The sequence below is a fragment of the Pseudomonas sp. Tn43 genome (genome assembly GCF_014192635.1).
In the GTDB taxonomy this organism is placed as follows: Bacteria; Pseudomonadota; Gammaproteobacteria; order Pseudomonadales; family Pseudomonadaceae; genus Aquipseudomonas.
In genome coordinates this window covers 585,955-609,524 of the sequence record NZ_JACHYG010000004.1, presented here as the reverse complement: position 1 = coordinate 609,524, position 23,570 = coordinate 585,955, and the positions used below count along the sequence as shown (strand labels likewise).

16 protein-coding genes are annotated in these 23,570 nt (G+C 60.4%); 13 read left to right on the top strand and 3 right to left on the bottom strand.

Annotation, left to right across the window (positions count from 1 at the left end; genetic code table 11):
- Positions 1-167 precede the first annotated feature (167 nt).
- Positions 168-431, top strand: coding sequence for a hypothetical protein (locus FHW68_RS14490; protein ID WP_095633693.1), 264 nt, complete (start codon positions 168-170; stop codon positions 429-431).
- A gap of 129 nt (positions 432-560) precedes the next feature.
- Here the strand turns inward: FHW68_RS14490 and FHW68_RS14485 are convergent, their stop codons facing one another.
- Both FHW68_RS14485 and FHW68_RS14480 read right to left on the bottom strand, forming a co-directional pair.
- On the bottom strand, positions 561-1,664 hold the full coding sequence (locus tag FHW68_RS14485; RefSeq protein WP_095633694.1) for a GlxA family transcriptional regulator: 1,104 nt from the start codon (positions 1,662-1,664) through the stop codon (positions 561-563).
- A 568-nt stretch (positions 1,665-2,232) separates the two neighbouring features.
- Positions 2,233-3,609, bottom strand: coding sequence for an L-serine ammonia-lyase (locus FHW68_RS14480; protein ID WP_183680959.1), 1,377 nt, complete (start codon positions 3,607-3,609; stop codon positions 2,233-2,235).
- A gap of 437 nt (positions 3,610-4,046) precedes the next feature.
- Here FHW68_RS14480 and FHW68_RS14475 point away from each other — a divergent pair, with 437 nt between their 5' ends.
- The 3 genes from FHW68_RS14475 (at position 4,047) to choV (ending at position 7,095) form a co-directional block, all read left to right on the top strand.
- The gene (locus tag FHW68_RS14475; protein ID WP_095633696.1) at positions 4,047-4,997 is read left to right on the top strand and encodes a choline ABC transporter substrate-binding protein; all 951 of its coding nucleotides are present in this window, start codon (positions 4,047-4,049) and stop codon (positions 4,995-4,997) included.
- Positions 4,998-5,074: 77 nt separating this feature from the next.
- Entirely contained in the window at positions 5,075-5,920 is an 846-nt protein-coding gene (gene choW, locus FHW68_RS14470; protein ID WP_095633697.1) for a choline ABC transporter permease subunit, read from the top strand.
- Positions 5,917-7,095 (top strand): choline ABC transporter ATP-binding protein, encoded by a 1,179-nt coding sequence (gene choV / locus FHW68_RS14465; protein ID WP_095633698.1) that lies wholly within the window; start codon positions 5,917-5,919, stop codon positions 7,093-7,095. Before choW ends, choV begins: the two co-directional genes overlap by 4 nt.
- Positions 7,096-7,347: 252 nt before the next feature.
- Here choV and FHW68_RS14460 read toward each other — a convergent pair whose 3' ends face one another.
- Positions 7,348-9,297 (bottom strand): BCCT family transporter, encoded by a 1,950-nt coding sequence (locus tag FHW68_RS14460; protein WP_256582881.1) that lies wholly within the window; start codon positions 9,295-9,297, stop codon positions 7,348-7,350.
- 380 nt (positions 9,298-9,677) lie between these two features.
- On the opposite strand from FHW68_RS14460, the gene betI reads away from it, so the two are divergent.
- From betI to yccS, 9 genes are all read left to right on the top strand, one after another.
- Positions 9,678-10,271 carry a transcriptional regulator BetI gene (betI, locus tag FHW68_RS14455; protein WP_095633700.1) on the top strand — a complete coding sequence of 198 codons (594 nt, stop codon included), beginning with the start codon at positions 9,678-9,680 and terminating at the stop codon, positions 10,269-10,271.
- A gap of 106 nt (positions 10,272-10,377) precedes the next feature.
- Positions 10,378-11,850: a betaine-aldehyde dehydrogenase gene (betB, locus tag FHW68_RS14450; protein WP_095633701.1), complete on the top strand. Its 1,473-nt coding sequence runs from the start codon at positions 10,378-10,380 to the stop codon at positions 11,848-11,850.
- 145 nt (positions 11,851-11,995) lie between these two features.
- Complete coding sequence (betA, locus tag FHW68_RS14445; RefSeq protein WP_095633702.1) at positions 11,996-13,699, top strand: choline dehydrogenase; 1,704 nt, start codon at positions 11,996-11,998, stop codon at positions 13,697-13,699.
- A gap of 280 nt (positions 13,700-13,979) precedes the next feature.
- The gene (locus tag FHW68_RS14440; protein ID WP_183680957.1) at positions 13,980-15,422 is read left to right on the top strand and encodes a TldD/PmbA family protein; all 1,443 of its coding nucleotides are present in this window, start codon (positions 13,980-13,982) and stop codon (positions 15,420-15,422) included.
- The gene (locus FHW68_RS14435; protein WP_095633704.1) at positions 15,422-16,771 is read left to right on the top strand and encodes a TldD/PmbA family protein; all 1,350 of its coding nucleotides are present in this window, start codon (positions 15,422-15,424) and stop codon (positions 16,769-16,771) included. The genes FHW68_RS14440 and FHW68_RS14435 overlap by 1 nt, the downstream gene beginning before the upstream one ends.
- Before the next feature lie 57 nt (positions 16,772-16,828).
- Entirely contained in the window at positions 16,829-18,256 is a 1,428-nt protein-coding gene (gene mdtD / locus FHW68_RS14430; protein ID WP_183680955.1) for a multidrug transporter subunit MdtD, read from the top strand.
- 232 nt (positions 18,257-18,488) lie between these two features.
- Positions 18,489-19,826 (top strand): ATP-dependent RNA helicase DbpA, encoded by a 1,338-nt coding sequence (gene dbpA, locus FHW68_RS14425; RefSeq protein ID WP_256582882.1) that lies wholly within the window; start codon positions 18,489-18,491, stop codon positions 19,824-19,826.
- 131 nt (positions 19,827-19,957) lie between these two features.
- A complete protein-coding gene (locus FHW68_RS14420) occupies positions 19,958-21,136 on the top strand; it encodes an NAD(P)/FAD-dependent oxidoreductase (protein WP_183680953.1) in 1,179 nt (392 codons plus the stop codon).
- Positions 21,137-21,355: 219 nt separating this feature from the next.
- Positions 21,356-23,539 (top strand): YccS family putative transporter, encoded by a 2,184-nt coding sequence (yccS, locus tag FHW68_RS14415; RefSeq protein ID WP_183680951.1) that lies wholly within the window; start codon positions 21,356-21,358, stop codon positions 23,537-23,539.
- Positions 23,540-23,570 lie beyond the last annotated feature (31 nt).

Sequence of the window (23,570 nt, the reverse complement as noted above, 5' to 3'; positions counted from 1 at the left end):
TTCGTGAAGCCAGCTGAATCCAGTGTGCCCACTCTCCTTGTTTGCAAGTTAGCCGAAAACGACATGTTCATAGCCAATGCGGCCATTGCGACAAATCGTCCTTGCCGCCACCCCCAGCCCCTACCAGAATCGAGCCACGACACCGTTCCCAGAAGAAGGATTGCGTCATGATGCACGCCGATTTGATTGACCAGGAAGACCTGTTGGGCCAGCTGAAATCGTTGGGCTTTCAAGTGCCGAATGGCTCTACAGCCGAGCAGGCTTGCGAGTGTGCGGTACGTGGCTTGAACGATGAGCGGGCGATGACGCTACGCACGATGGTGAAGCAGATGTACACCAGCAGCGCGACCATCCTGCCGGCCGTGCGCCAGGCGATCGACAAACAATTGCTGCCGGCGTTGGCGGCGTACCAGCAAAGCCGTAGCGCCTGATTTCTGGGGTGTTAACACTTTGTGGCGAGGGGGCTTGCCCCCGTTGGGTCGCGAAGCGGCCCTGAAATCTTTGCGACTGCTACGCAGCCGAACGGGGGCAAGCCCCCTCGCCACAATAGCCCGCGCGGTCTACAGCCTTACGCTCGCAAACGTCGACTCATTGCGCGCCTGACTCAATGCCGACAGCGGCCCGGACAATGGCGACAGCACCAACGCTTGCGGCAGCGGCATCATCGCCACTTGTTGCGTGGTGTTGGACCCCACACGCTCGTCGCGCGGCGGAATGCCGAAGTATTCGCGGTAGCACTTGGAGAAGTGCGGCGTAGACACGAAACCGCACACAGACGCCACTTCGATGATCGACATCGGCGTTTGCTTGAGCAACTGCCGGGCACGGATCAGGCGCAGTTTCAGGTAGTAACGCGACGGCGAACAGTGCAGATATTTCTGGAACAACCGCTCCAGCTGACGACGCGACACGGCGACGTACACCGCCAGTTCGTCGAGGTCGATCGGCTCTTCAAGGTTGGCTTCCATCAATGCCACGATTTCCTGCAGCTTCGGCTGGTTGGTGCCGAGCATGTGCTTGAGCGGCACGCGCTGGTGATCCTGCTCGTTGCGGATGCGTTCGTAGACGAACATTTCCGAGATCGCGGCCGACAGTTCACGACCGTGATCGCGGCTGATCAAGTGCAGCATCATGTCCAGCGGCGCAGTGCCGCCGGAGCTGGTGAAACGGTTACGGTCGAGGGTGAACAACCGGGTGCTCATGGCCACTCGAGGGAAAGCTTCCTGCATCGACGCCAGGCATTCCCAGTGCACGCTGCAATCGAAACCGTCCAGCAGACCGGCGCACGCCAGAGCCCAGCTGCCGGTGCAGACTGCGCCCAGACGACGGGACTGACGCGCCTGGCTTTGCAGCCACGACACATGCTCGCGGGTTACGGTGCGCTGAATGCCGATACCGCCGCATACGATGACGGTGTCCATGGGAGGCGCTTTGTGCATGGAGGCGTCGGGGGTGATCTGCAGACCGTCACTGGCCCAGACCTGACCGCCATCGACGGTGAGTGTGCTCCAGCGATACAGCTCGCGGCCGGACAATTGGTTGGCCATGCGCAGAGGTTCTACTGCGGAGGCCAGAGAAATAAGCGTGAAATTGTCCAGCAGCAAAAAGCCGATGGATTGAGGCGCACGGTTCTGGGGTTGAGCCCCGGAGTTGAACGTCGTCATCGCGGTATCTCCTCACACAAAGCGGGTGATGGCCTCAGGCGGAGGCTCTTTTTATTGCCATCGTTCTCGCGTGGGAGACGGGCTTTGTAATGACAGAGCAATTGCCATGCCTAAAATTGAATACGTGTTCAATAACTCCTGAAAACGACGTCGCGATGCGTCTAGATATGGCGCGCAGAGATAAGAGGTCATAAGTGCCATTAGAGGCCGCAAACCCGCTACCCCGTTGCCTGTGAGCAAATCGGTAGCACTTGTGGGAACAGGGCTGCGAGGCTCCAGGGGAGAGTGTCACCGCAAGCACGGCGACGGACGGTCAGGCGTGAATTGGATCCCTGGCGGGGGCAGACAGGCTTACCTGTTTGCGACGCGCCAAAACGTGGCGCGTTTTGGTGCGAGTGTTCACTTGGTGCGCAGTTTTGACTGTTTTGATGGGAATGAGATCGCGGTGGCGAGGGGGCTTGTCGGAACGCCGCATCGCCCCGTTCGGCTGCGCAGCAGTCGTAAAGATTTCAGGGGGCGCTGCGCGACCCAACGGGGGCAAGCCCCCTCGCCACAGGCCAACCCGGTCTCAACACTCAACGGCGCTAACCGCTAACCCACCGCGCGATGTCTCTTTATATTTGTCGTGCATGTCGGCACCGGTATCACGCATGGTGCGGATCACCCGGTCCAGCGAGATAAAGTGCTGACCGTCGCCGCGTAGCGCCATCTGAGCCGCGTTGATCGCTTTCACCGCGGCAATCGCATTGCGCTCGATGCACGGCACTTGCACCAGCCCACCCACGGGATCGCAGGTCAGGCCGAGGTTGTGTTCCAGGCCGATTTCCGCCGCGTTGCACAATTGCTCCGGTGTGGCCCCGAGAATTTCCGCCAACCCGGCCGCCGCCATCGCGCAAGCCGAACCGACTTCACCCTGGCAACCGACCTCGGCACCGGAAATCGAGGCGTTCTTCTTGCACAGAATCCCCACCGCCGCGGCACTGAGGAAGTAATCGACCACGTTGGCGTCTGTCACTGCCTCGCTGAACTTCATGAAGTAGTGCAACACCGCCGGAATGATCCCAGCCGCGCCGTTGGTCGGCGCCGTCACCATGCGCCCGCCAGCAGCGTTTTCTTCGTTGACCGCCAGGGCGAACAAGTTCACCCACTCCATGGCGCTCAGGGTCGAGCCGATCACGTTGGGCTTGTTCAGTTCTTGCAGGCTGCGGTGCAATTTGGCTGCGCGACGACGCACATTCAGGCCACCGGGCAAGATGCCTTCGTGCTTGAGGCCTTGCTCCACGCAATCTTGCATCGCGCGCCAGAGTTTCATCAGGCCGGCGCGAATTTCCTCTTCGCTGCGCCAGACTTTCTCGTTGGCCATCATCAACTCTGCAACGCGCAGGTTGTGCTGCTTGCAGAGACTGAGCAGCTCGACGGCACTGGAGAAATCGTAAGGCAGCACGGTGCGGTCCAGATCCACCACGCCGCTGGAAGCCTGTGCCTCATCGACGACAAAACCGCCACCGATGGAATAGTAGGTGTCGCGATGCAGTTCACCGTGATCGCCTTCGGCAACCAGGGTCATGGCGTTGGGATGGAACGGCAGGTTCTCGTCGATCAGGCGCATGTCCCGGGCCCAGATGAACGGGACCGACAAGCGACCGTCGAGCAATAACGTGTCGGTTTCACGCAGGGTCTCGATGCGGATGCCGATTTGCGACGGATCGATCGCGTCCGGCCACTCGCCCATCAGGCCCATGATCACTGCGTTGTCGCTGCCGTGACCGATACCGGTGGCCGAAAGCGAACCATAAAGCTGAACCTCAACGCGCCGTATCTGCTCCAAAAGTCCCTGTTCACGCAAACCTTGCACGAACAGCGCCGCGGCGCGCATAGGCCCCACGGTGTGCGAACTGGAAGGGCCGATGCCGATTTTGAACAAGTCGAAAACGCTGATAGCCATTACTGCTGAACTCCTGGATGTGCCTGCTCCAGGCGCAAAAGCGCCCAGTGGCGGAGCTGCTACGCTCAAGCTGCAATCCGCCGAGATGGCCGCATCATCAGGCTTTTGTCATGTCGCTCAACGTCTCACACCGACGCACTCATGCCCGCTAGCGCCGCAAGCCGCTTACGCAATGTTTTCGCCGTTTTTTTGCGGATCAGCGGGGCTGAACCGGCTGAAAAAAGCTGTAAACGACGTTACCGACACTGGATGCGACCATCCCTGTACTGGTTACGACGCACCCTGTAGGCGTCAGATTTTCACTGGTACATGATCGTATCGACTCGATTGCAAGGCGCCGTGGTAGAGATGTCTCCAAAACGCCATCCAACCGCAACAGATAAGTGCGGTGGTCCAGTCGGAACACTGCCAAAAAAAACACCAAGGAGTCGCCCCTTATGAAAGGTTCCCCGTCGTTGTTGTTGGCCGCCATGCTGAGTATGCCGTTCCTGGCTCAAGCCGCAGAACCGGCCCAATGCAACACCGTAAACTTCTCCGATGTCGGCTGGACGGACATTACCGTCACTACCGCCACCACCAGCGTCGTTCTCGACGCCTTGGGCTACAAGACCAAGACCACGATGATTTCCGTGCCGGTGACCTACAAGTCGCTGGCCGACGGCAAGAACATGGACGTGTTCCTCGGTAACTGGATGCCGACCATGGAAAACGACATCAAGGCCTACCGCGATGCCGGCACCGTCGAGACGGTGCGCGCTAATCTGGAAAACGCAAAATACACACTCGCCGTCCCCGAAGAGTTGTATAACAAAGGTCTGAAAGATTTCGCCGACATCGCCAAGTTCAAGAAAGAACTCGACGGCAAGATCTATGGCATCGAACCGGGTAACGACGGCAACCGCCTGATCCAGAGCATGATCGACAAGAACGCCTTCGGCCTCAAGGACGCCGGCTTCAAGGTGGTCGAGTCCAGCGAGGCAGGCATGCTCTCGCAAGTCGATCGCGCCGAGCGCCGCAACACCGCCGTGGTGTTCCTGGGCTGGGAACCGCACCCGATGAACACTCGATTCAAGATGAAGTACCTGACCGGCGGCGACGAATACTTCGGCCCGAATTTCGGCCAGGCGACCATCTACACCAACACCCGCAAGGGTTACACGCAGGAATGCAGCAACGTGGGTCAGTTGCTGAAGAACCTGGTGTTCACCCTCGACATGGAAAGCACACTGATGGGCAATGTCCTGGACGACAAAATGAAGCCTGACGCGGCCGCCAAGGCCTGGCTGAAAAAGAATCCACAGGTGCTCGATACCTGGCTCGCTGGCGTGACCACCATTGACGGTAAACCAGGCCTGGAGGCCGTGAAAGCCAAGCTCGCGCAGCCTTGATTTAGGGAGCATCGCTTACGCCGGACGGCTTCGGCTGTCCGGGCTGTTTATTTCCTTGCATGCGGACGTTCACTACCATGCTGATTGATCAGAAAATACCTTTAGGCCAGTACATCGCGGGCTTCGTTGAATGGTTGACGCAACACGGCGCCAACACCTTCGACGCAATCGCCGTGTCTCTGGAAACGATGATCCACGGCGTGACTTTTGCGCTGACCTGGTTCAACCCGCTGGCATTGATCGGCCTCATCGCGCTACTGGCGCACTTCATTCAACGCAAATGGGGCCTGACCGCTTTCGTCGTCGCCTCTTTTCTGCTGATCCTCAATCTGGGGTATTGGCAGGAAACCATGGAAACCCTCGCCCAGGTGTTGTTCGCGACCATGGTGTGCGTGCTGATCGGCGTGCCGTTGGGCATCGTCGCCGCGCACAAACCGATGTTCTATACAATGATGCGGCCGGTGCTCGATCTGATGCAGACCGTGCCGACTTTCGTGTACCTCATTCCTACCCTGACCCTCTTCGGTCTGGGTGTGGTCCCGGGTCTGATTTCGACGGTGGTGTTCGCGATTGCCGCGCCCATCCGCCTGACCTACCTGGGCATCCGCGATGTGCCGCAAGAACTGATGGACGCCGGCAAGGCCTTTGGCTGCTCGCGCCGTCAGCTGCTCTCGCGAATCGAACTGCCCCACGCCATGCCAAGCATCGCGGCCGGTATCACCCAGTGCATCATGCTGTCGTTGTCGATGGTGGTGATTGCGGCACTGGTGGGCGCCGACGGCCTGGGCAAACCCGTGGTCAACGCACTGAACACTGCTGATATCGCACTGGGCTTCGAAGCAGGCCTGGCGATCGTACTGCTGGCGATCATGCTCGACCGTATCTGCAAACAACCCGAAGCCAAAGTAGGGGGTGACGCATGAGCATTATTCGCTTTGAAGACGTGGACGTGATCTTCTCCAAAGACCCGCGCGCCGCGCTCAAGCTCCTCGACGAGGGCATGACGCGCAATGAGATCCTGAAAAAGACCGGGCAAATCGTCGGTGTCGAAAAGGCCAGCCTGGACATCGAAAAAGGCGAAATCTGCGTGCTGATGGGCCTGTCTGGCTCAGGTAAATCCAGCCTGTTGCGCTGCATCAACGGCCTCAACACCGTCAGCCGTGGCAAATTGTTCGTCGAGCATGAAGGCAAGCAGATCGACATTGCCTCCTGCACGCCGGCGGAACTGAAAATGATGCGCACCAAACGCATCGCGATGGTGTTCCAGAAGTTCGCCCTGATGCCTTGGCTGACGGTGCGCGAGAACATCAGCTTCGGCCTGGAAATGCAGGGTCGCCCCGAGAAAGAACGTCGCAAACTGGTGGACGAGAAGCTTGAGCTGGTGGGCCTGACCCAGTGGCGCAACAAAAAACCCGATGAGCTTTCCGGCGGTATGCAACAGCGTGTCGGCCTGGCCCGAGCGCTGGCGATGGACGCCGACATTCTGCTGATGGACGAACCGTTCTCGGCCCTCGACCCGCTGATTCGCCAAGGCCTGCAAGACGAACTGCTGGAACTGCAACGCAAACTGAGCAAGACCATCGTTTTCGTGAGCCACGACCTCGATGAAGCCCTGAAGCTGGGCAGCCGTATCGCCATCATGAAAGACGGCCGGATCATCCAGTACAGCAAGCCGGAAGAAATCGTCCTCAACCCTGCGGACGATTACGTGCGTACCTTCGTCGCCCACACCAATCCGTTGAACGTATTGTGCGGTCGCAGCCTGATGCGCACCCTGGACAACTGCAAACGCATCAACGGTTCGGTGTGCCTGGATCCGGGCGGCGATTCGTGGCTGGACCTGGCCGAAGGCAACACCATCAAAGGCGCACGCCAGAACGGTTCGAGCCTGGACCTGCAGAACTGGATACCGGGGCAAGCGGTTGAAGGTCTGGGGCGTCGCCCAACGTTGGTGGATTCCAGCATCGGTATGCGCGATGCGCTGCAGATTCGTTACCAGACTGGTAACAAGCTGGTGCTGCACGACAACAACAAGGTTGTCGGGATTCTCGGCGACAGCGAGCTGTACCACGCGCTGCTCGGCAAGAACCTGGGGTAAAAAGCAACAGACACAAAAACGCCGCGAGAGATCGCGGCGTTTTTGTTTGTGCAGATATTTGGTTGTAAACGCCCCCCCTGTGGCGAGGGGGCTTGCCCCCGTTGGGTCGCGCAGCGGCCCCAAAACCAGACACCGAGGTATTCAGAAAGATCGCGCTGGCCGGGTTTACGACTGCTTCGCAGCCGAACGGGGGCAAGCCCCCTCGCCACAATGGAGCTGCGGCGCATTCACTGCACCGCATCTCCTCAAACCTCAGCTATAAACCCGGCCAAGCAGTTGCCGATGGCTTTCAAACTGATCGAGCACATCACGGGTGATCTGATCCTGAGTGAAGCCCATCAGGTCGTAATCCTGGCTGCCGTTGTGCAGGTACACCTCGGCGCGGTAGTAACGTGCGCGCGGTTCATCGGCGCTTTCAGCAGACACCGTGTCACTCGCTGCCGCCAGGTAACCGTCCAGGCTCACTTCGTAGACAAAAGGGTTACCCTCTTCCATCTCGATCCGCACGCCCATGCAGCGCTTGGCCTTGCCCAGCAACGTCTGCACATCCAGGCCCTGAGCACGCAATTGCACAGCCGCGTCTTCCAGCGCCGGGCTGACGCGCTTGTCCATGAAACGCTGAACGATCGACTGGTTCGGTTGCAGGTCCAGCTGGGTCAGACGCTCGCTGAAACCACGACGACCACGCGCCGCCAGTTGCGCTTGCTCCTGTTCGATTTGCACGTCCTGGCGCATGGCCTTGTGCAAGCCGAACATGAAGAACACCAGCACTACGGAGAACGGCAGACCGGCCAGCACCACCATGGTTTGCATGGCTTCGAAGTTACCGGCGAACAACAGACCGATGGTCACCAGGGTAATCACCGCCGACCAGAAAATCCGTAGCCAGTGCGGCGCGTCTTCATCAACGTTACCGCCCTTGCAGGAAAGGTTGGCCATCATCACCGCGCCGGAATCCGCCGGGGTCAGGAACAGCACGAAGCCGACAAAAATCGACACGCCGATCACGATCTTCGACGCCGGGTAATGCTCAAGTAACTGGTAGATCGCCATTGACGGCTGTTCCAGTGCCGTCTTCCCAAGCTCCACCGCCCCATGGTTCATCACCAGGTCCAGGGCCGAGTTACCGAAGATCGACAGCCATGCCAGGGTGAAACCCAGCGGAATCAGCAACACGCCGGCCACCAGTTCACGCACCGTGCGACCACGGGAAATACGCGCGATGAACATGCCTACGAACGGTGCCCAGGAAATCCACCAGGCCCAGTAGAACAGAGTCCACAGGCCCAACCAGCGGTCGGACTTCTCACTGTCGCCTTCATACACATAGAGGTCGAACGTCTTGAGCACCACACCGTTCAGGTAGTCGCCGATGTTCTGCACGAAGCCGTTGAGCAGGTGCAAGGTCGGGCCGAACAGCAGCACGAAAATCAGCAGACCGCTGAACAGCACGATGTTCAGGTTGGACAGGCGGCGAATACCGTTTTCCACGCCAGACACCGCGGCGATGGTCGCCACGGTGCTCATCACGATAATCACGATCAGCAGGTTGGTGTTGCTGTGTTCCATGCCGAACAGGTTTTCCAGCCCCGACGACACTTGCAGCGAACCAATCCCCAGGTTCGTCACCAGCCCCAGCAGGGTCACGAACATGCCGAAACCGTCCACCGCATGACCGGCCGCACCTTTGACCCAACGCTCGCCGACCAGCGGATACAGCGCCGACCGCAACGCCAGCGGCTGGTTATGACGGTAAGCGAAGTACGCCACGGCCAGGCCGACCAGTGCGTAGATTGCCCAGCCATGCAGGCCCCAATGCAGGAACGTCAATTGCACCGCCTGACGAGCCGCGAGATTGCTGCCGGCCACGCCTTCCGGCGGATTGAAGTAGTGGTCCAGCGGCTCGGATGCACCGAAGTACAACAACGAGATGCCGATACCCGACGAGAACAACATCCCCGCCCAGGCGCCGTAGCTGAAATCCGGGGTATCGTCCTTGCTGCCCAGTTTGAGTTTGCCGTAGGACGAAAACGCCAGGCCCACCACAAAAACCAGATAAGCGGCGATCACCACCATGTAGTACCAGCCGAAGCTGCGGGACAACCAGGCCTGGGCAATGCCGAGCATTCTGCCGGCCTCTTGCGGGGCGATGATCAGAATGGCGGTCAACAGCAGAATCAACACGGTAGAGGTGTAAAACACCCAACCGTTGACCGTCACCTTCTCGGGTGGGGTCTTTATTAGAGAGGCAGAACTCATGGCACAGATGCTCCAGGCAGTGCGAGAGAAGGACACAAGGCAACGCGTTACCCGACCAATCGGTTAGTTGGCAGCCGACCGGCGGGTGATATAAAGACACCCCGAAAAAAGCCCGAAACCCTTGGAACGCCTGCGCGTGTGGGTTTCGAGCATTTTGGGATGTCGTTTTTCCGCCAACTACACGTAGGAAAAACCTGTAGGTAGCGACGATTTGTCGCAGATCTTATTCTTTGTTGATTGAACGTTCAATCAAAACAAAATAGACTGGCCCACAACCCGGTAGCCGTTTTTCGTCTACGGGAAGGCCTAAGGAGATGTGCAAGATGCCCAAGGTCGGTATGCAACCCATCCGCCGCCAGCAATTGATCGAAGCCACGTTACAGGCGGTCGATCAGGTCGGCATGGGGGACGCCAGCATTGCGCTGATCGCCCGTTTGGCCGGTGTCTCGAATGGCATCATCAGTCACTACTTTCAGGACAAAAACGGCCTGATCGCCGCCACGGCGCAGTATCTGATGAGCGTCCTCAGCGAGAACGTCACCGCGCGCCGTCAGGCGCTGGAGGACAACAGCCCACGGGCGCACCTCCAAGTGATCATCGAAGGCAACTTCGACGCCAGCCAGGTCAGTGGGCCGGCAATGAAAACCTGGCTGGCCTTCTGGGCCACCAGCATGCACCACCCGTCATTGCACAGGTTGCAGCGGATCAACGATCACCGTCTGTATTCAAACCTGTGCTGCCAGTTCCGCCGTGTATTGCCGCTCGATGATGCGCGCAGTGCAGCTCGAGGTCTGGCAGCTCTCATCGACGGTTTGTGGTTGCGCGGCGCGTTGTCGGGAGATGCTTTCGACACCGGGCAGGCGCACCAGATCGCTTACGAATACATGGATTTCCAACTGGCCAAACAGGTGAGTTAGAGCACACAGAACCGCTCAGCACCTGAACCGCTACCGACCGCGACGCCACTGCTACACGGCTCGCCCGGTGGCCAACGCCAACCACTTATGCACTTGCGAGGACTTTATGGCCCGTTTCGAACTGCAAAAACTCTACATCGATGGCGGCTACAGTGACGCCAGCAGCGACGCCACCTTCGAAGCCATTAACCCGGCTAACGGTGAAGTCCTCGCAACCGTACAGCGTGCAACCCAGTCAGACGTTGAGCGCGCTGTGGTCAGCGCCGAAAAGGGTCAGAAAATCTGGGCTGCAATGACCGCCATGGAGCGTTCGCGCATCCTGCGTCGTGCCGTCGACATCCTGCGCGAGCGCAACGATGAACTGGCCGCCCTGGAAACCCTGGACACCGGCAAGGCGTACTCCGAAACCCGTTACGTCGACATCGTCACCGGCGCTGACGTGCTGGAGTACTACGCAGGCCTGGTGCCAGCCATCGAAGGCGAGCAGATTCCGCTGCGCACCACCTCTTTCGTCTACACCCGTCGCGAGCCACTGGGCGTCGTGGCCGGTATCGGCGCATGGAACTACCCGATCCAGATCGCTTTGTGGAAATCCGCACCGGCCCTGGCGGCGGGTAACGCGATGATCTTCAAGCCGAGCGAAGTCACTTCCCTGACTACCCTGAAACTGGCCGAGATCTATACCGAAGCTGGCCTGCCAGCCGGTGTGTTCAACGTTCTGACCGGCAGCGGTCGTGAAGTCGGCACCTGGCTGACCGAACACCCACGCATCGAAAAAATCTCCTTCACCGGCGGCACCGACACCGGCAAGAAGGTCATGGCCAGCGCTTCCGCTTCGTCGCTCAAAGACGTGACCATGGAACTGGGTGGCAAATCCCCGCTGATCATCTTCGACGACGCCGACCTCGATCGCGCCGCCGACACCGCGATGATGGCCAACTTCTACAGCTCCGGTCAGGTCTGCACCAACGGCACTCGCGTGTTCGTGCCGAGCCACCTGAAAGCCGCGTTCGAAGCCAAGATCGTTGAGCGCGTTGCGCGCATTCGAGTCGGCAACCCGGAAGACGAGAGCACCAACTTCGGTCCGCTGGTCAGCTTCGCCCACATGGAAAGCGTGCTGGGCTACATCGCCAAAGGTAAGGAAGAAGGCGCCCGCGTGTTGTGCGGCGGCAGCCGTCTGACCGACGGCGAATTCGCCAAAGGCGCGTTCGTGGCTCCGACCGTGTTCACCGATTGCACCGACGAGATGACCATCGTTCGCGAAGAAATCTTCGGCCCGGTGATGAGCATCCTGACCTACGAAACCGAAGAAGAAGTGATCCGTCGCGCCAACGACACCGAGTTCGGCCTGGCCGCTGGCGTCGTCACCAAAGACTTGAACCGCGCTCACCGTGTGATCCATCAACTGGAAGCCGGTATCTGCTGGATCAACGCCTGGGGCGAGTCCGACGCCAAGATGCCGGTCGGCGGCTACAAGCAGTCGGGCGTGGGCCGTGAGAACGGGATCAGCTCTCTCAATAACTTCACGCGCATCAAGTCCGTGCAAGTCGAACTGGGTGAGTACGTTTCGGTATTTTGATTAGCTGATCCAGCTACAAGCGGCAAGCTTCAAGCTGCAAGTAAAAGCAGTTTGCGTTTGCCGCACCACCCGATTTCAGAGACACCGCTCGCTGCTTTTCCTTGCAGCTTGAAGCTTGTGGCTTGCAGCTCCCCCAGGAGAACACATGACTACAGAATACGACTACATCATCATAGGGGCCGGTTCCGCAGGTAACACACTTGCCACCCGTCTGACTGAAGACGAAGGCGTCACCGTCCTGCTGCTCGAAGCGGGCGGCCCGGATTACCGTCTGGATTTCCGCACGCAAATGCCGGCCGCCCTGGCGTTCCCGCTGCAAGGTCGTCGCTACAACTGGGCCTATGAAACCGATCCAGAGCCACACATGGACGGTCGCCGGATGGAATGCGGTCGCGGCAAGGGCTTGGGCGGTTCTTCGCTGATCAACGGCATGTGCTACATCCGCGGCAACGCGATGGACTACGACAACTGGTCGAAGCTGCCCGGCCTGGAAGACTGGACCTACCTCGACTGCCTGCCGTATTTCCGCAAGGCGGAAACCCGCGACATCGGCCCGAACGACTACCACGGTGGTGACGGTCCGGTTAGCGTGACCACGCCAAAAGCCGGCAACAATCCGCTGTTCGCCGCGATGGTTGAAGCAGGCGTGCAAGCCGGTTATCCGCGCACCGAAGACTTGAACGGCTACCAGCAAGAAGGTTTCGGCCCGATGGATCGCACCGTGACGCCGAACGGCCGTCGCTCTAGTACCGCGCGCGGTTACCTGGACATCGCCAAGAAGCGTTCGACCCTGACCATCGTCACCCACGCCCTGACCGACAAGATTCTGTTCGAAGGCAAGCGTGCGGTCGGCGTGCGTTACCTGATCGGCGCCGCTGAAGAGCGCATTGAAGCCCGCGCGCGCAAGGAAGTGCTGCTGTGCTCCGGCGCCATCGCTTCGCCGCAGATCCTGCAACGCTCCGGCGTCGGCCCGGCCGAACTGCTGAAGAAACTCGACATCCCGGTGGTCCATGACCTGCCAGGCGTCGGTGAAAACCTGCAGGATCACCTTGAGCTGTACCTGCAATATGCCTGCACCCAACCGGTCTCGCTGTACCCCTCGCTGCTGCTGCACAACCAGCCGGCCATCGGTGCCGAGTGGCTGTTCAACGGCACTGGCATCGGCGCCAGCAACCAGTTCGAAGCCGGCGGCTTCATCCGCACCCGTCCGGAATTCGAGTGGCCGAACATTCAGTACCACTTCCTGCCGGTGGCGATTAACTACAACGGCAGCAACGGTGTGAAAGAGCACGGTTTCCAGGCGCACATGGGCTCCATGCGTTCGCCAAGCCGTGGTCGCATCCAGGCCAAGTCCAAGGATCCGCGCGAGTACCCGAGCATCCTGTTCAACTACATGGCCACCGAGCAGGACTGGCAGGAATTTCGCGATGGCATCCGCCTGACCCGCGAGATCATGCAGCAACCAGCGCTGGACGCCTTCCGTGGCCGCGAAATCAGCCCGGGCATCGAGGTGCAAACCGACGAGCAGCTGGACAAGTTCATTCGCGAACACGCCGAAACCGCGTTCCACCCGTCCTGCTCCTGCAAGATGGGCACCGACGAGATGGCCGTGGTCGATGGCGAAGGTCGTGTGCATGGCATGCAGGCCCTGCGCGTGGTCGATGCCTCGATCATGCCGATCATCACCACCGGCAACCTGAACGCGCCAACGATCATGATGGCCGAGAAAATCGCCGACAAGATCCGCGGTCGCAAGCCATTGCCGCGCAGCAAGGCTGCTTACTACGTGGCCGGTGATGCACCGGTGCGTGGCAAACCGTTGCGGGATGTGAGCCCTACCGCGCAGTAATCGCTGCACCGTGGTGCAGCCATCGCGAGCAGGCTCGCTCCCACAAGTTTTCGGGTTGGATTGCAAATGTGTGATCTACCTGGATCCCTGTGGGAGCGGGCTTGCCCGCGATGGGGCCCGACCAGTCAACACCTCTCGACCTGACACATCCTTGCAATCCCTCCCCACACCGCAACGCCCTTGATCCTACCCCCCACCCAGGCCTAATCTAGCGCCACGCAAACGTTTCATCCCCTCGCAATACCGATGCATCGCAACTCCATGCCAAGGAGGTCCCCGAATGTTCGATTTCCACCCCCAGCTCAAGCAGCGTTTTGCTGCCTTGCGCACGGGCGCTGAATTCTTTTCGCTACGTTATGTGCGCGAGTCCGGCCAGTACCTGTCGGTGCGCAAGAACGTCGCCGAACCGCCAAGCCTGAGCCGTGATGAAGGCGCGATGCTGACCGTTCGGGTCAACGGCATCGAAGCCTATGCCGCGACCAACGACCTGAGCCAATCCGGCCTGCAAGCCGCGCTGGATAAAGCCGAGCAACAAGCCCGTCGACTCAAGCCTCATGCCCTGCTCGACCTGCGCGAGCAAGCCGTCTCCAGCGACCGCGCCGACTATTTCTCGCCCAACTTCGACCAGCCCTTTCCGTCCCTGAGCGATTGCTACCAACTGCTCGGCGCCGAATCTGCCGCTGTGCCCAAAGACGAGCGACTGGTCAACTGGCAGGCGAGCATCGGCATCACCAACGTCGAGCAAATCTACCTCAACAGCGCCGGTGCCGAGTTGCGTCAGGCCCAGCGTTTCGTCTACCCCAGCCTGGACGTCACCGCCTACGACGGCAGCGACAGCCAGACCCGTAGCCTGGGCCGCGAGAACTTCGGCCAGCAGGGCGGCTTTGATGTGATCAGCCGTTGCGGCCTGATCGGTGCCGGCCCGAAAGTCGCCGATCAGGCGCTGCAATTGCTGCTGGCGCCGAACACCCCGCAAGGCCCGCGCGATTTGTTGCTGATGCCCGATCAAATGATGCTGCAGATCCACGAGTCCATCGGTCACCCGCTGGAACTGGACCGCATCCTGGGCGATGAGCGCAACTATGCCGGCACCAGTTTCGTCAAGGCAGAAGACTTCGGCAGCCTGCAATACGGCTCCGAACTGCTCAACGTGACGTTCGACCCGGACATCCCCGAGCAACTCGCCAGCTACGGCCATGACGACGACGGCAGCGCCGCCAGCAAGCAATTTCTGATCAAGGAAGGTTTGCTGCTGCGGCCATTGGGCGGTGCGTTGTCGCAATTTCGTGCCGGCATGGATGGCGTTGCCAACAGTCGTGCGTGTGGCTGGAACCGTCCGCCGATCGACCGCATGGCCAACCTCAACATCGAGCCCGGCGATCAACCGTTGGAACAGCTGATCGGCAACATCGAGCATGGCATTTTGATGAGCACCAACCGTTCATGGTCCATTGATGATGCGCGCAACAAATTCCAGTTCGGCTGCGAATGGGGCCAGTTGATCGAAAACGGCGAGCTCAAGGGTGTGGTGAAGAACCCGAACTACCGGGCGATTTCCGCCCAATTCTGGAAAAGCCTCAGCGCCGTCGGCGATGCCGACACCGTCAAAGTGTTGGGCACGCCGAATTGCGGCAAGGGCGAACCGAACCAGGTGATCCGCGTCGGCCATGCGTCACCGGCCTGTGTGTTCAGCCATGTTGATGTGTTTGGGGGAGATGCCTGATGAGTACATCCACGCGCCCTGTAAATAGCCAGGCCGAGTCATTCAAGGAGCTGGTCAACTGGCTGCGCGATGCGCTGCGCACGCCGGAGCAATTCACCCTCAGCTACGCCGCCGAGTCCTCGGCTTTCGTGCGCTTCAACCACGCCAAGGTCCGTCAGGCCGGGCAGGTACAACAGGCGAGTGTCGGGTTCAAACTGATTAACGATGGTCGTCATGCCGACTTGAATATCACGTTGTCGGGAAACCACGAAGTCGATCTTCAGCGTCTGGCCGAAGGCCTGCAACAGTTGCGCGAAACCCTGCCACTGTTGCCTCAGGATCCGTACCTGCTGCTTAACCAGAACGTTTGGCAGAGCAACAACGTGCAAGAGCATCCGCTGCCGGACACCGAGCAAGTGGTCGCTGAAATCAACCAGGCTGCCGAGGGGCTGGATCTGGTGGGCTTTTATGCCGCCGGGCCGATCAGTCGCGGTTTCGCCAGCTCTTCGGGCGCGTTCGGCTGGCATCAGGCCAACAGCTTCAACTTCGATTTCAGCCTGTTCCATGAAAACGGTCAGGCGGTGAAAGCCAGTTATGCCGGGCACGACTGGAACAGTGAAGGCTTTGCCAGACGCTTCCAGCAGGCCCGCGAGCAATTGGCGTTTCTGGGGCGTCCGTTGCGCACGCTGCCGCCCGGCGAATACCGCGCCTACCTGGCGCCGGCAGCGCTGGAAGAAATCATGGGCATGTTGAGCTGGGGCGGGTTTTCGGCACAGGCGATTGCCAGCAAGCAGAGCCCGTTGCAGAAGTTCTACGCCAACGAAGCCTGTTTCAGCCCTGACATAGGGTTGAGCGAGCAAGTCAGCGGTTCATTGAGCCCGGCGTTTTCCGACGAAGGTTATCCCCGCGATGATCTGGGATTGATCGCCAAAGGCATGGCCAATGCCCGACTGATCAGTTCCCGCAGCGCCGCCGAATACGACCTGATTGCCAACGGCGCCAGCAGCCATGAATACCCGACGGCGCTGGTCATGCAAGCCGGCAATCTTGCGCAGGCGGACATCCTCAAGCGCCTCGGCACCGGGCTTTACATCAGCAACCTGTGGTACCTCAACTACTCGGACCAACCGGCGGCGCGCCTGACCGGCATGACCCGGTTTGCGACCTTCTGGGTCGAGAACGGCGAGATTCAGGCGCCGGTGAGCACCATGCGGTTTGACGACAGCGTCTACAGCCTGCTCGGTTCGCAGCTGGAAGCGTTGACCAAGGAGCGTGAATTGCTGCTTTCGGCCAGCACCTACAGTCAGCGGGCGACTGCCTCGGCGTTATTGCCCGGTGCGCTCGTCAGCCGACTGACGTTGACGCTGTAACACAGATCGTTCCCACGCTCTGCGTGGGAACGATCATCTCCGCCCACAAGAGGTCCCATGCCCAACCGCCCACCTCTCGATGCCGTCACCGCCCGCTGGGTACCCTGGGTTGTGGCCATTGCCTTCTTCATGCAGTCCCTCGACGGGACGATCCTCAACACCGCCCTCCCCGCGATGGCCGGGGACCTGGCCGAAGACCCGCTGCGCATGCAGGGCGTCATCATCGCCTACATGCTTACCGTCGCCTTACTGATCCCCGCCTCCGGCTGGATCGCCGATCGCTTCGGCACCCGGAAAATCTTCTTCGGCGCGATTCTCCTGTTCAGCTTCGGCTCATTGCTCTGCGCCTTGTCCAATACGTTGAGCCTGCTCATCGGCGCCCGGGTGATTCAGGGCCTCGGTGGTGCGTTGATGCTGCCGGTCGGTCGATTGGTGGTGCTGCGCGCGTATCCGCGCTCGGAGCTGGTGCGGATCATGGGGTTCATCACCATTCCCGGCCTGCTCGGCCCGCTGATCGGCCCGACCATGGGCGGCTGGATGGTGCAATACCTGACCTGGCACTGGATCTTCCTGATCAACCTGCCGGTAGGCGTCGTCGGTTGCTACGCGGTGTGGAAATACATTCCTGACCTGCGCGGCAACGAACGCACACGCTTCGACAGCCTGGGCTTTTTGCTGTTCGGCGCGGCGATGGTGCTGATTACCATCGCCATGGAAGGCCTCGGCGAACTGCACCTGCCGCACTTGCGGGTCATGTTGCTGCTGTTTGGCGGCATGGCCTGTCTGGCGGCGTATTGGCTGCGGGCCGGGCACATCGACAATCCGCTGTTTGCGCCCTCGCTGTTCAAGACCCGGACCTTCGCCGTGGGCATCCTGGGCAACCTGTTCGCTCGGCTGGGTAGCGGCGCACTGCCGTTTCTGGTGCCGTTGCTGCTGCAAGTGGCGCTGGGTTATTCGCCGTCACAAGCCGGGATGAGCATGCTGCCCCTGGCAGCGGCGGCGATGGTCGCCAAGTCGGTGGCGCGGCCGCTGATCGAACGCTTCGGCTATCGCAGTGTGCTGACTGGCAACACACTGGCGTTGGGGATCATGCTGGCCAGCATGGGCCTGGTCACTGCGCAGACGCCGTATTGGTTGCTGCTGGCTCAGTTGGCGGTGCTGGGGGCGATCAACTCCTTGCAGTTCACCGCGATGAACACCGTCACCCTGATCGACCTCGACGACGCCAGCGCCAGCAGCGGCAACAGTTTGCTGTCGGTGGTCGCGCAATTGTCCCTGAGCCTCGGTGTGGCGTGCGCCGGCGCCCTGCTCGGTGGCTTCACGGCAGAGATCGGCAATGACGGCGTGGACACGGTTCTGGGCGCGTTCCAGCTGACATTTGTGACGGTCGGAATCATGGCGATGCTGGCCGCAACGATCTTCTCGCAGCTTTCACCCAAGGATGGCCGACGAAGGGTCAGCCGCGAGCACGATATAGAACACTGATCCGTAGCAGCTGCCGAGGCACGAGGCTGCGTTGCGTGTCCGCAGGACCGCCGTCGGGGGGCCGCTTCGCAGCCCGACGCAGCCTCGTGCCTCGGCAGCTGCTACGACTTCTCGTCCGGAAACTTCGGGCGAATGGCCATGAGACTGGTACACTGCGCGACATTTTGTTTTGCAGGCCAGTCCCGTGACCACCATCGCCACCGCTTTTAATACTTTGCCGCTGTCCGACGCCATGCTGGCTAACCTCGACTCCCTCGGTTATGCCCAGATGACGCCGATCCAGGCGCAAAGCTTGCCGGTGATCCTCAAGGGGATGGACCTGATCGCCCAGGCCAAGACTGGCAGCGGCAAGACTGCCGCCTTCGGTATCGGCCTGCTGAACCCGATCAATCCGCGCTTCTTCGGTTGCCAGGCGCTGGTCATTTGCCCGACTCGCGAACTGGCTGACCAGGTCGCCAAGGAAATCCGGCGTCTGGCCCGTGCCGAAGACAACATCAAGGTCCTGACCCTGTGTGGCGGCGTGTCCTTCGGCCCGCAGATCGGCTCGTTGGAGCACGGTGCGCACATCATCGTCGGCACCCCGGGGCGTATCCAGCAGCATCTGCGCAAGGGTTCGCTGGTGCTCCATGGCCTGAACACGCTGATCCTCGACGAAGCCGACCGCATGCTCGACATGGGTTTCTACGATTCCATCGAAGAAATCATTGCCCAGACCCCGGAACGCCGCCAGACCCTGCTGTTCTCCGCCACATACCCGGTGGGCATCAAGCAACTGGCGTCGAAATTCATGCGCACCCCTCAGATCGTGAAGGCCGAGGCGTTCCACGACGATACGCAGATCGAGCAGCGCTTCTACGAGATCTCCCCGGAAGAGCGTATGGACGCGGTGGTCAAGGTCCTCGCGCATTTCCGTCCGGCGTCCTGCGTGGCCTTCTGCTTCACCAAGCAGCAGGTTCAGGAAACCGTTGATCACTTGACCTCCAAAGGCATCTCCGCCGTCGGTCTGCAGGGTGATCTGGAACAGCGTGACCGCGATCAGGTATTGGCCATGTTTGCCAACCGCAGCACGTCGGTTCTGGTTGCCACCGACGTCGCCGCGCGCGGTCTGGACATCGATATGCTGGACATGGTGATCAACGTCGAACTGGCCCGTGACTCGGAAATCCACATTCACCGTGTCGGCCGTACCGGCCGTGCGGGCGAGAAAGGCATCGCGATCAGCCTGGTCGCCCCCTCCGAAGCGCACCGCGCCCAGGCCATCGAGCAACTGCAGAAATCGCCGTTGAACTGGGATCAACTGAGCAACCTCAAATCCCAGGGTGGCGCGCCGCTGCTGCCGGTGATGAGCACGCTGTGCATTGGCGCAGGCCGCAAAGACAAAGTACGTCCGGGCGATATTCTCGGCGCACTGACGGGCGATGCCGGCATCCCGGGTGCCCAGGTCGGCAAGATTGCGATTTTCGACTTCCAGGCTTATGTAGCCGTAGAGCGCGGGATCGCCAAGCAAGCCTTGCAGCGCCTGAACGACGGCAAAATCAAAGGCCGCTCGTTGCGCGTGCGTATTCTCTAACCTGATCGTTCCCACGCTCTGCGCGGGAATGCATCCCGTGACGCTCCGCGTCACACAACGGCGGACGCAGAGCGTCCATGGCGGCGTTCCCACGCAGAGCGTGGGAACGATCATTGTGTGAGGACACCGTTTTGCGCTCTACCGAAGTCGTGATCATTGGCGCTGGCGCCGCAGGGTTGATGTGTGCGCTGACCGCCGCCGGGCGCGGGCGCCAGGTGATGTTGCTCGATCATGCGAACAAGGCCGGCAAGAAAATCCTCATGTCGGGCGGTGGCCGCTGCAATTTCACCAATATGTACACCGAACCGGGCAATTTTCTCTCGCAGAACGAGCACTTCTGCAAATCTGCCCTGGCGCGCTACACCCAGTGGGATTTCATCGGCATGGTCGCCAAACATGGCGTGCCGTATCACGAGAAGAAGCTCGGCCAGTTGTTCTGCGATAACAAATCCAGCGACATCCTCGAAATGCTGCTCGCCGAGTGCGATCAGGTCGGCGTCAGCCTGCACCTGGACACCTCGATTCAGACCATCGAGAAGCTGGAAAGCGGTTATCTGCTGGATACCACGCTGGGCCAGATCACCTGTGAATCCCTGGTGATCGCCACGGGCGGCTTGTCGATTCCGACCCTGGGCGCCACCGGTTTCGGTTATCAAGTGGCCAAACAGTTCGGTCACGACTTGCTGCCGACCCGCGCCGGCCTCGTGCCATTCACCATCACCGATCAGCTCAAGGAGCTTTGCACCGAGCTGTCCGGTACGTCGGTGGATTGCCTGGTGAGCTGCAACGACCAGAGTTTTCGCGAAAACATTCTGTTCACCCACCGCGGTCTCAGCGGACCGGCGATCTTGCAAATTTCGTCGTTCTGGGAGTCCGGGGACACGGTGGACATCAATCTGATGCCGGATCACGACGTGCCGACCTGGCTGCAACAGCAGCAGGCCGAACGTCCCAATAGCGAGTTGAAAACCCTGCTCGGGGAAATCTTCACCAAGAAGATGGCTAACCTGTTGGCGGACAACTGGTTCGTCTCCAAACCAATGAAGCAGTACACCCACGCCGAACTGGCGGGCATTGCCGACAAACTGGCGAACTGGAAAGTCGTGCCAGCCGGCACTGAAGGCTACCGCACCGCCGAAGTGACCTTGGGTGGCGTCGACACGCGCCAAGTGTCGTCCAAGACCATGGAATCGCTGAAAAGCCCGGGCCTGTATTTCATCGGTGAAGTGCTCGACGTCACCGGGCATTTGGGAGGTTTCAACTTCCAGTGGGCCTGGGCTTCCGGATACGCCGCCGCGCAGTACGTCTGATGGACCGCGTTATCTTTCTTCGCGGGCAAGCCTCGCTCCTACGGGATTTTTGAGGCGACACACAATCTGTAGGAGCGAGGCTTGCCCGCGAAGGCGTCCCGACAGGCAACATAGAGTGCGCAAGGAACAGATTTTGCTGTCAGATGTGATCGGCGCCATTGCGTCGACGTCATTAGTGGCTCAGTTTAGCGTCATTGCCTCGGAAGGCCTTCGCACTTCATGTCATCGACCACATTTCGGCAGTCTCTGCGTCGCCTCTGGGCGCTGGATAAATTCAGCTACAGCGTGCGGGTTTTCATCGCCCTGACCGGCACCATGGCGCTGTGTTGGTATCAGGATGAAATGGGGCTGTTGATCCCGTTGTTCCTGGGGATCATCGCCAGCGCCCTGGCCGAGACCGACGACAGTTGGCAAGGTCGCCTCAATGCGCTCGCAGTGACGCTAGTGTGTTTCATGGTCGCGGCCCTGTCCGTCGAACTGCTCTTCCCTTACCCCGTCCTTTTTATCATCGCCTTTGCCCTGGCCAGCTTCTGCCTGACCATGCTCGGCGCGCTGGGCGAACGGTATGGCGCGATTGCTTCGGCAACGTTGATTCTGTCGGTCTACACCATGATTGGCGTGGATCAACGCGGCGGCGCGGTCACTGATTTCTGGCACGAGCCGGTGCTGCTGGTGGCCGGCGCGGCCTGGTATGGCTTGCTCTCGGTGTTGTGGCAGGCGCTGTTTTCCAACCAGCCGGTGCAGCAAAGCCTGGCGCGGTTGTTCCGTGAACTGGGTTATTACCTGAAGCTGAAATCGTCACTGTTCGAACCGATCCGGCAGATGGACGTGCAAGCGCAGCGGCTGGAACTGGCCCAGCAGAACGGTCGGGTGGTGGCAGCCCTGAACGCCGCCAAGGAAATCATTCTGCATCGGGTCGGCGATGGGCGGCCGGGCGTGAAAGTCAGCCGTTATCTGAAGCTGTACTTCCTCGCCCAGGACATTCACGAGCGCGCCAGCTCCTCGCACTACCCCTATAACGCGCTGGCCGAAGCGTTCTTCCACAGCGACGTGCTGTTCCGCTGTCAGCGCCTGCTGCGTCAGCAAGGCAAGGCTTGCCGCGCCCTGGCCGAATCGATCCAGATGCGCCAGCCGTTCACCTATGACGCAAGCTTCGCCGAGGCCCTGAACGACCTGCACGCCTCCCTCGAACACCTGCGGATCCAGAGCAACCCGGCCTGGCGCGGTCTGCTGCGTTCATTGCGAGCGCTGGCCGCCAACCTTGGCACACTCGACCGCCTGCTCAGCGATGCCAGCAACCCCGATGCGCTCGCAGACGCCACCGATAGCAGCCTGCTCGACCGTTCACCACGCAGCCTCAAGGATGTCTGGACACGCTTGCGCACGCAGTTGACGCCGACGTCCTTGTTGTTCCGCCATGCCCTGCGATTGCCCCTGGCGTTAAGCATTGGCTATGGCATGGTGCATTTGATCCACCCATCGCAAGGTTACTGGATCATCCTCACCACGCTGTTTGTCTGTCAGCCGAACTACGGCGCCACCCGCCGCAAACTCGGGCAGCGGATCATCGGCACCGCCATCGGCCTGACCGTGGCCTGGGCGTTGTTCGATCTGTTCCCGAACCCGTTGATCCAGTCGAGCTTCGCGATTGTTGCCGGGGTGGTGTTCTTTACCAATCGCACCACCCGCTACACCTTGGCGACTGCCGCGATCACGCTCATGGTGCTGTTCTGCTTCAACCAGGTGGGCGATGGTTATGGGCTGCTTCTGCCGCGACTGTTCGATACCTTACTCGGCAGCCTCATCGCCGGGCTGGCGGTTTTCCTGTTCCTGCCGGACTGGCAAGGTCGACGCCTGAATAAAGTGCTGGCCAACACCCTCACTTGCAACAGCATTTACCTGCGCCAGATCATGCAGCAATACGCCGCCGGCAAAAGCGATGACCTGGCGTATCGCCTGGCCCGGCGCAATGCGCACAACGCCGATGCTGCGTTGTCGACGACGCTGGCCAACATGCTGATGGAGCCGGGGCACTTTCGTAAGGATGCGGACGTCGGGTTTCGATTCCTGGTGCTGTCGCACACCTTGCTCAGCTATTTGTCGGGGCTGGGAGCACACCGCGAAACGCAATTACCAACGGAGGTGCGCGAGCATCTGATTGACGGCGCCGGCGCAAATCTGGCCGTCAGCCTCGACGAAATCGCTCAGGGCCTGGCGAGCAAACAGCCGATTGCGATTCAGAGCGATGAGGAAGAAGCCCTGGCCAATGAGCTGGAGCAGATGCCGGATGAGATCGATGAAGGGCAGCGGTTGGTGCAGACACAACTGGCGTTGATCTGCCGGCAGCTGGGGCCGTTGCGGACGTTGGCGGCGCATTTGATCAAGGATACGAGTGAGGCTTGAGATTCGTGGTGATTGAGCGGGCCTCTTCGCG

Coding starts and splice junctions, on each gene's coding strand:
- FHW68_RS14490 (WP_095633693.1), top strand. CDS start 168: ATGATGCACGCCGATTTGATTGACCAGGAAGACCTGTTGGGCCAGCTG.
- FHW68_RS14485 (WP_095633694.1), bottom strand. CDS start 1,664: ATGACGACGTTCAACTCCGGGGCTCAACCCCAGAACCGTGCGCCTCAA.
- FHW68_RS14480 (WP_183680959.1), bottom strand. CDS start 3,609: ATGGCTATCAGCGTTTTCGACTTGTTCAAAATCGGCATCGGCCCTTCC.
- FHW68_RS14475 (WP_095633696.1), top strand. CDS start 4,047: ATGAAAGGTTCCCCGTCGTTGTTGTTGGCCGCCATGCTGAGTATGCCG.
- choW (WP_095633697.1), top strand. CDS start 5,075: ATGCTGATTGATCAGAAAATACCTTTAGGCCAGTACATCGCGGGCTTC.
- choV (WP_095633698.1), top strand. CDS start 5,917: ATGAGCATTATTCGCTTTGAAGACGTGGACGTGATCTTCTCCAAAGAC.
- betI (WP_095633700.1), top strand. CDS start 9,678: ATGCCCAAGGTCGGTATGCAACCCATCCGCCGCCAGCAATTGATCGAA.
- betB (WP_095633701.1), top strand. CDS start 10,378: ATGGCCCGTTTCGAACTGCAAAAACTCTACATCGATGGCGGCTACAGT.
- betA (WP_095633702.1), top strand. CDS start 11,996: ATGACTACAGAATACGACTACATCATCATAGGGGCCGGTTCCGCAGGT.
- FHW68_RS14440 (WP_183680957.1), top strand. CDS start 13,980: ATGTTCGATTTCCACCCCCAGCTCAAGCAGCGTTTTGCTGCCTTGCGC.
- FHW68_RS14435 (WP_095633704.1), top strand. CDS start 15,422: ATGAGTACATCCACGCGCCCTGTAAATAGCCAGGCCGAGTCATTCAAG.
- mdtD (WP_183680955.1), top strand. CDS start 16,829: ATGCCCAACCGCCCACCTCTCGATGCCGTCACCGCCCGCTGGGTACCC.
- dbpA (WP_256582882.1), top strand. CDS start 18,489: ATGCTGGCTAACCTCGACTCCCTCGGTTATGCCCAGATGACGCCGATC.
- yccS (WP_183680951.1), top strand. CDS start 21,356: ATGTCATCGACCACATTTCGGCAGTCTCTGCGTCGCCTCTGGGCGCTG.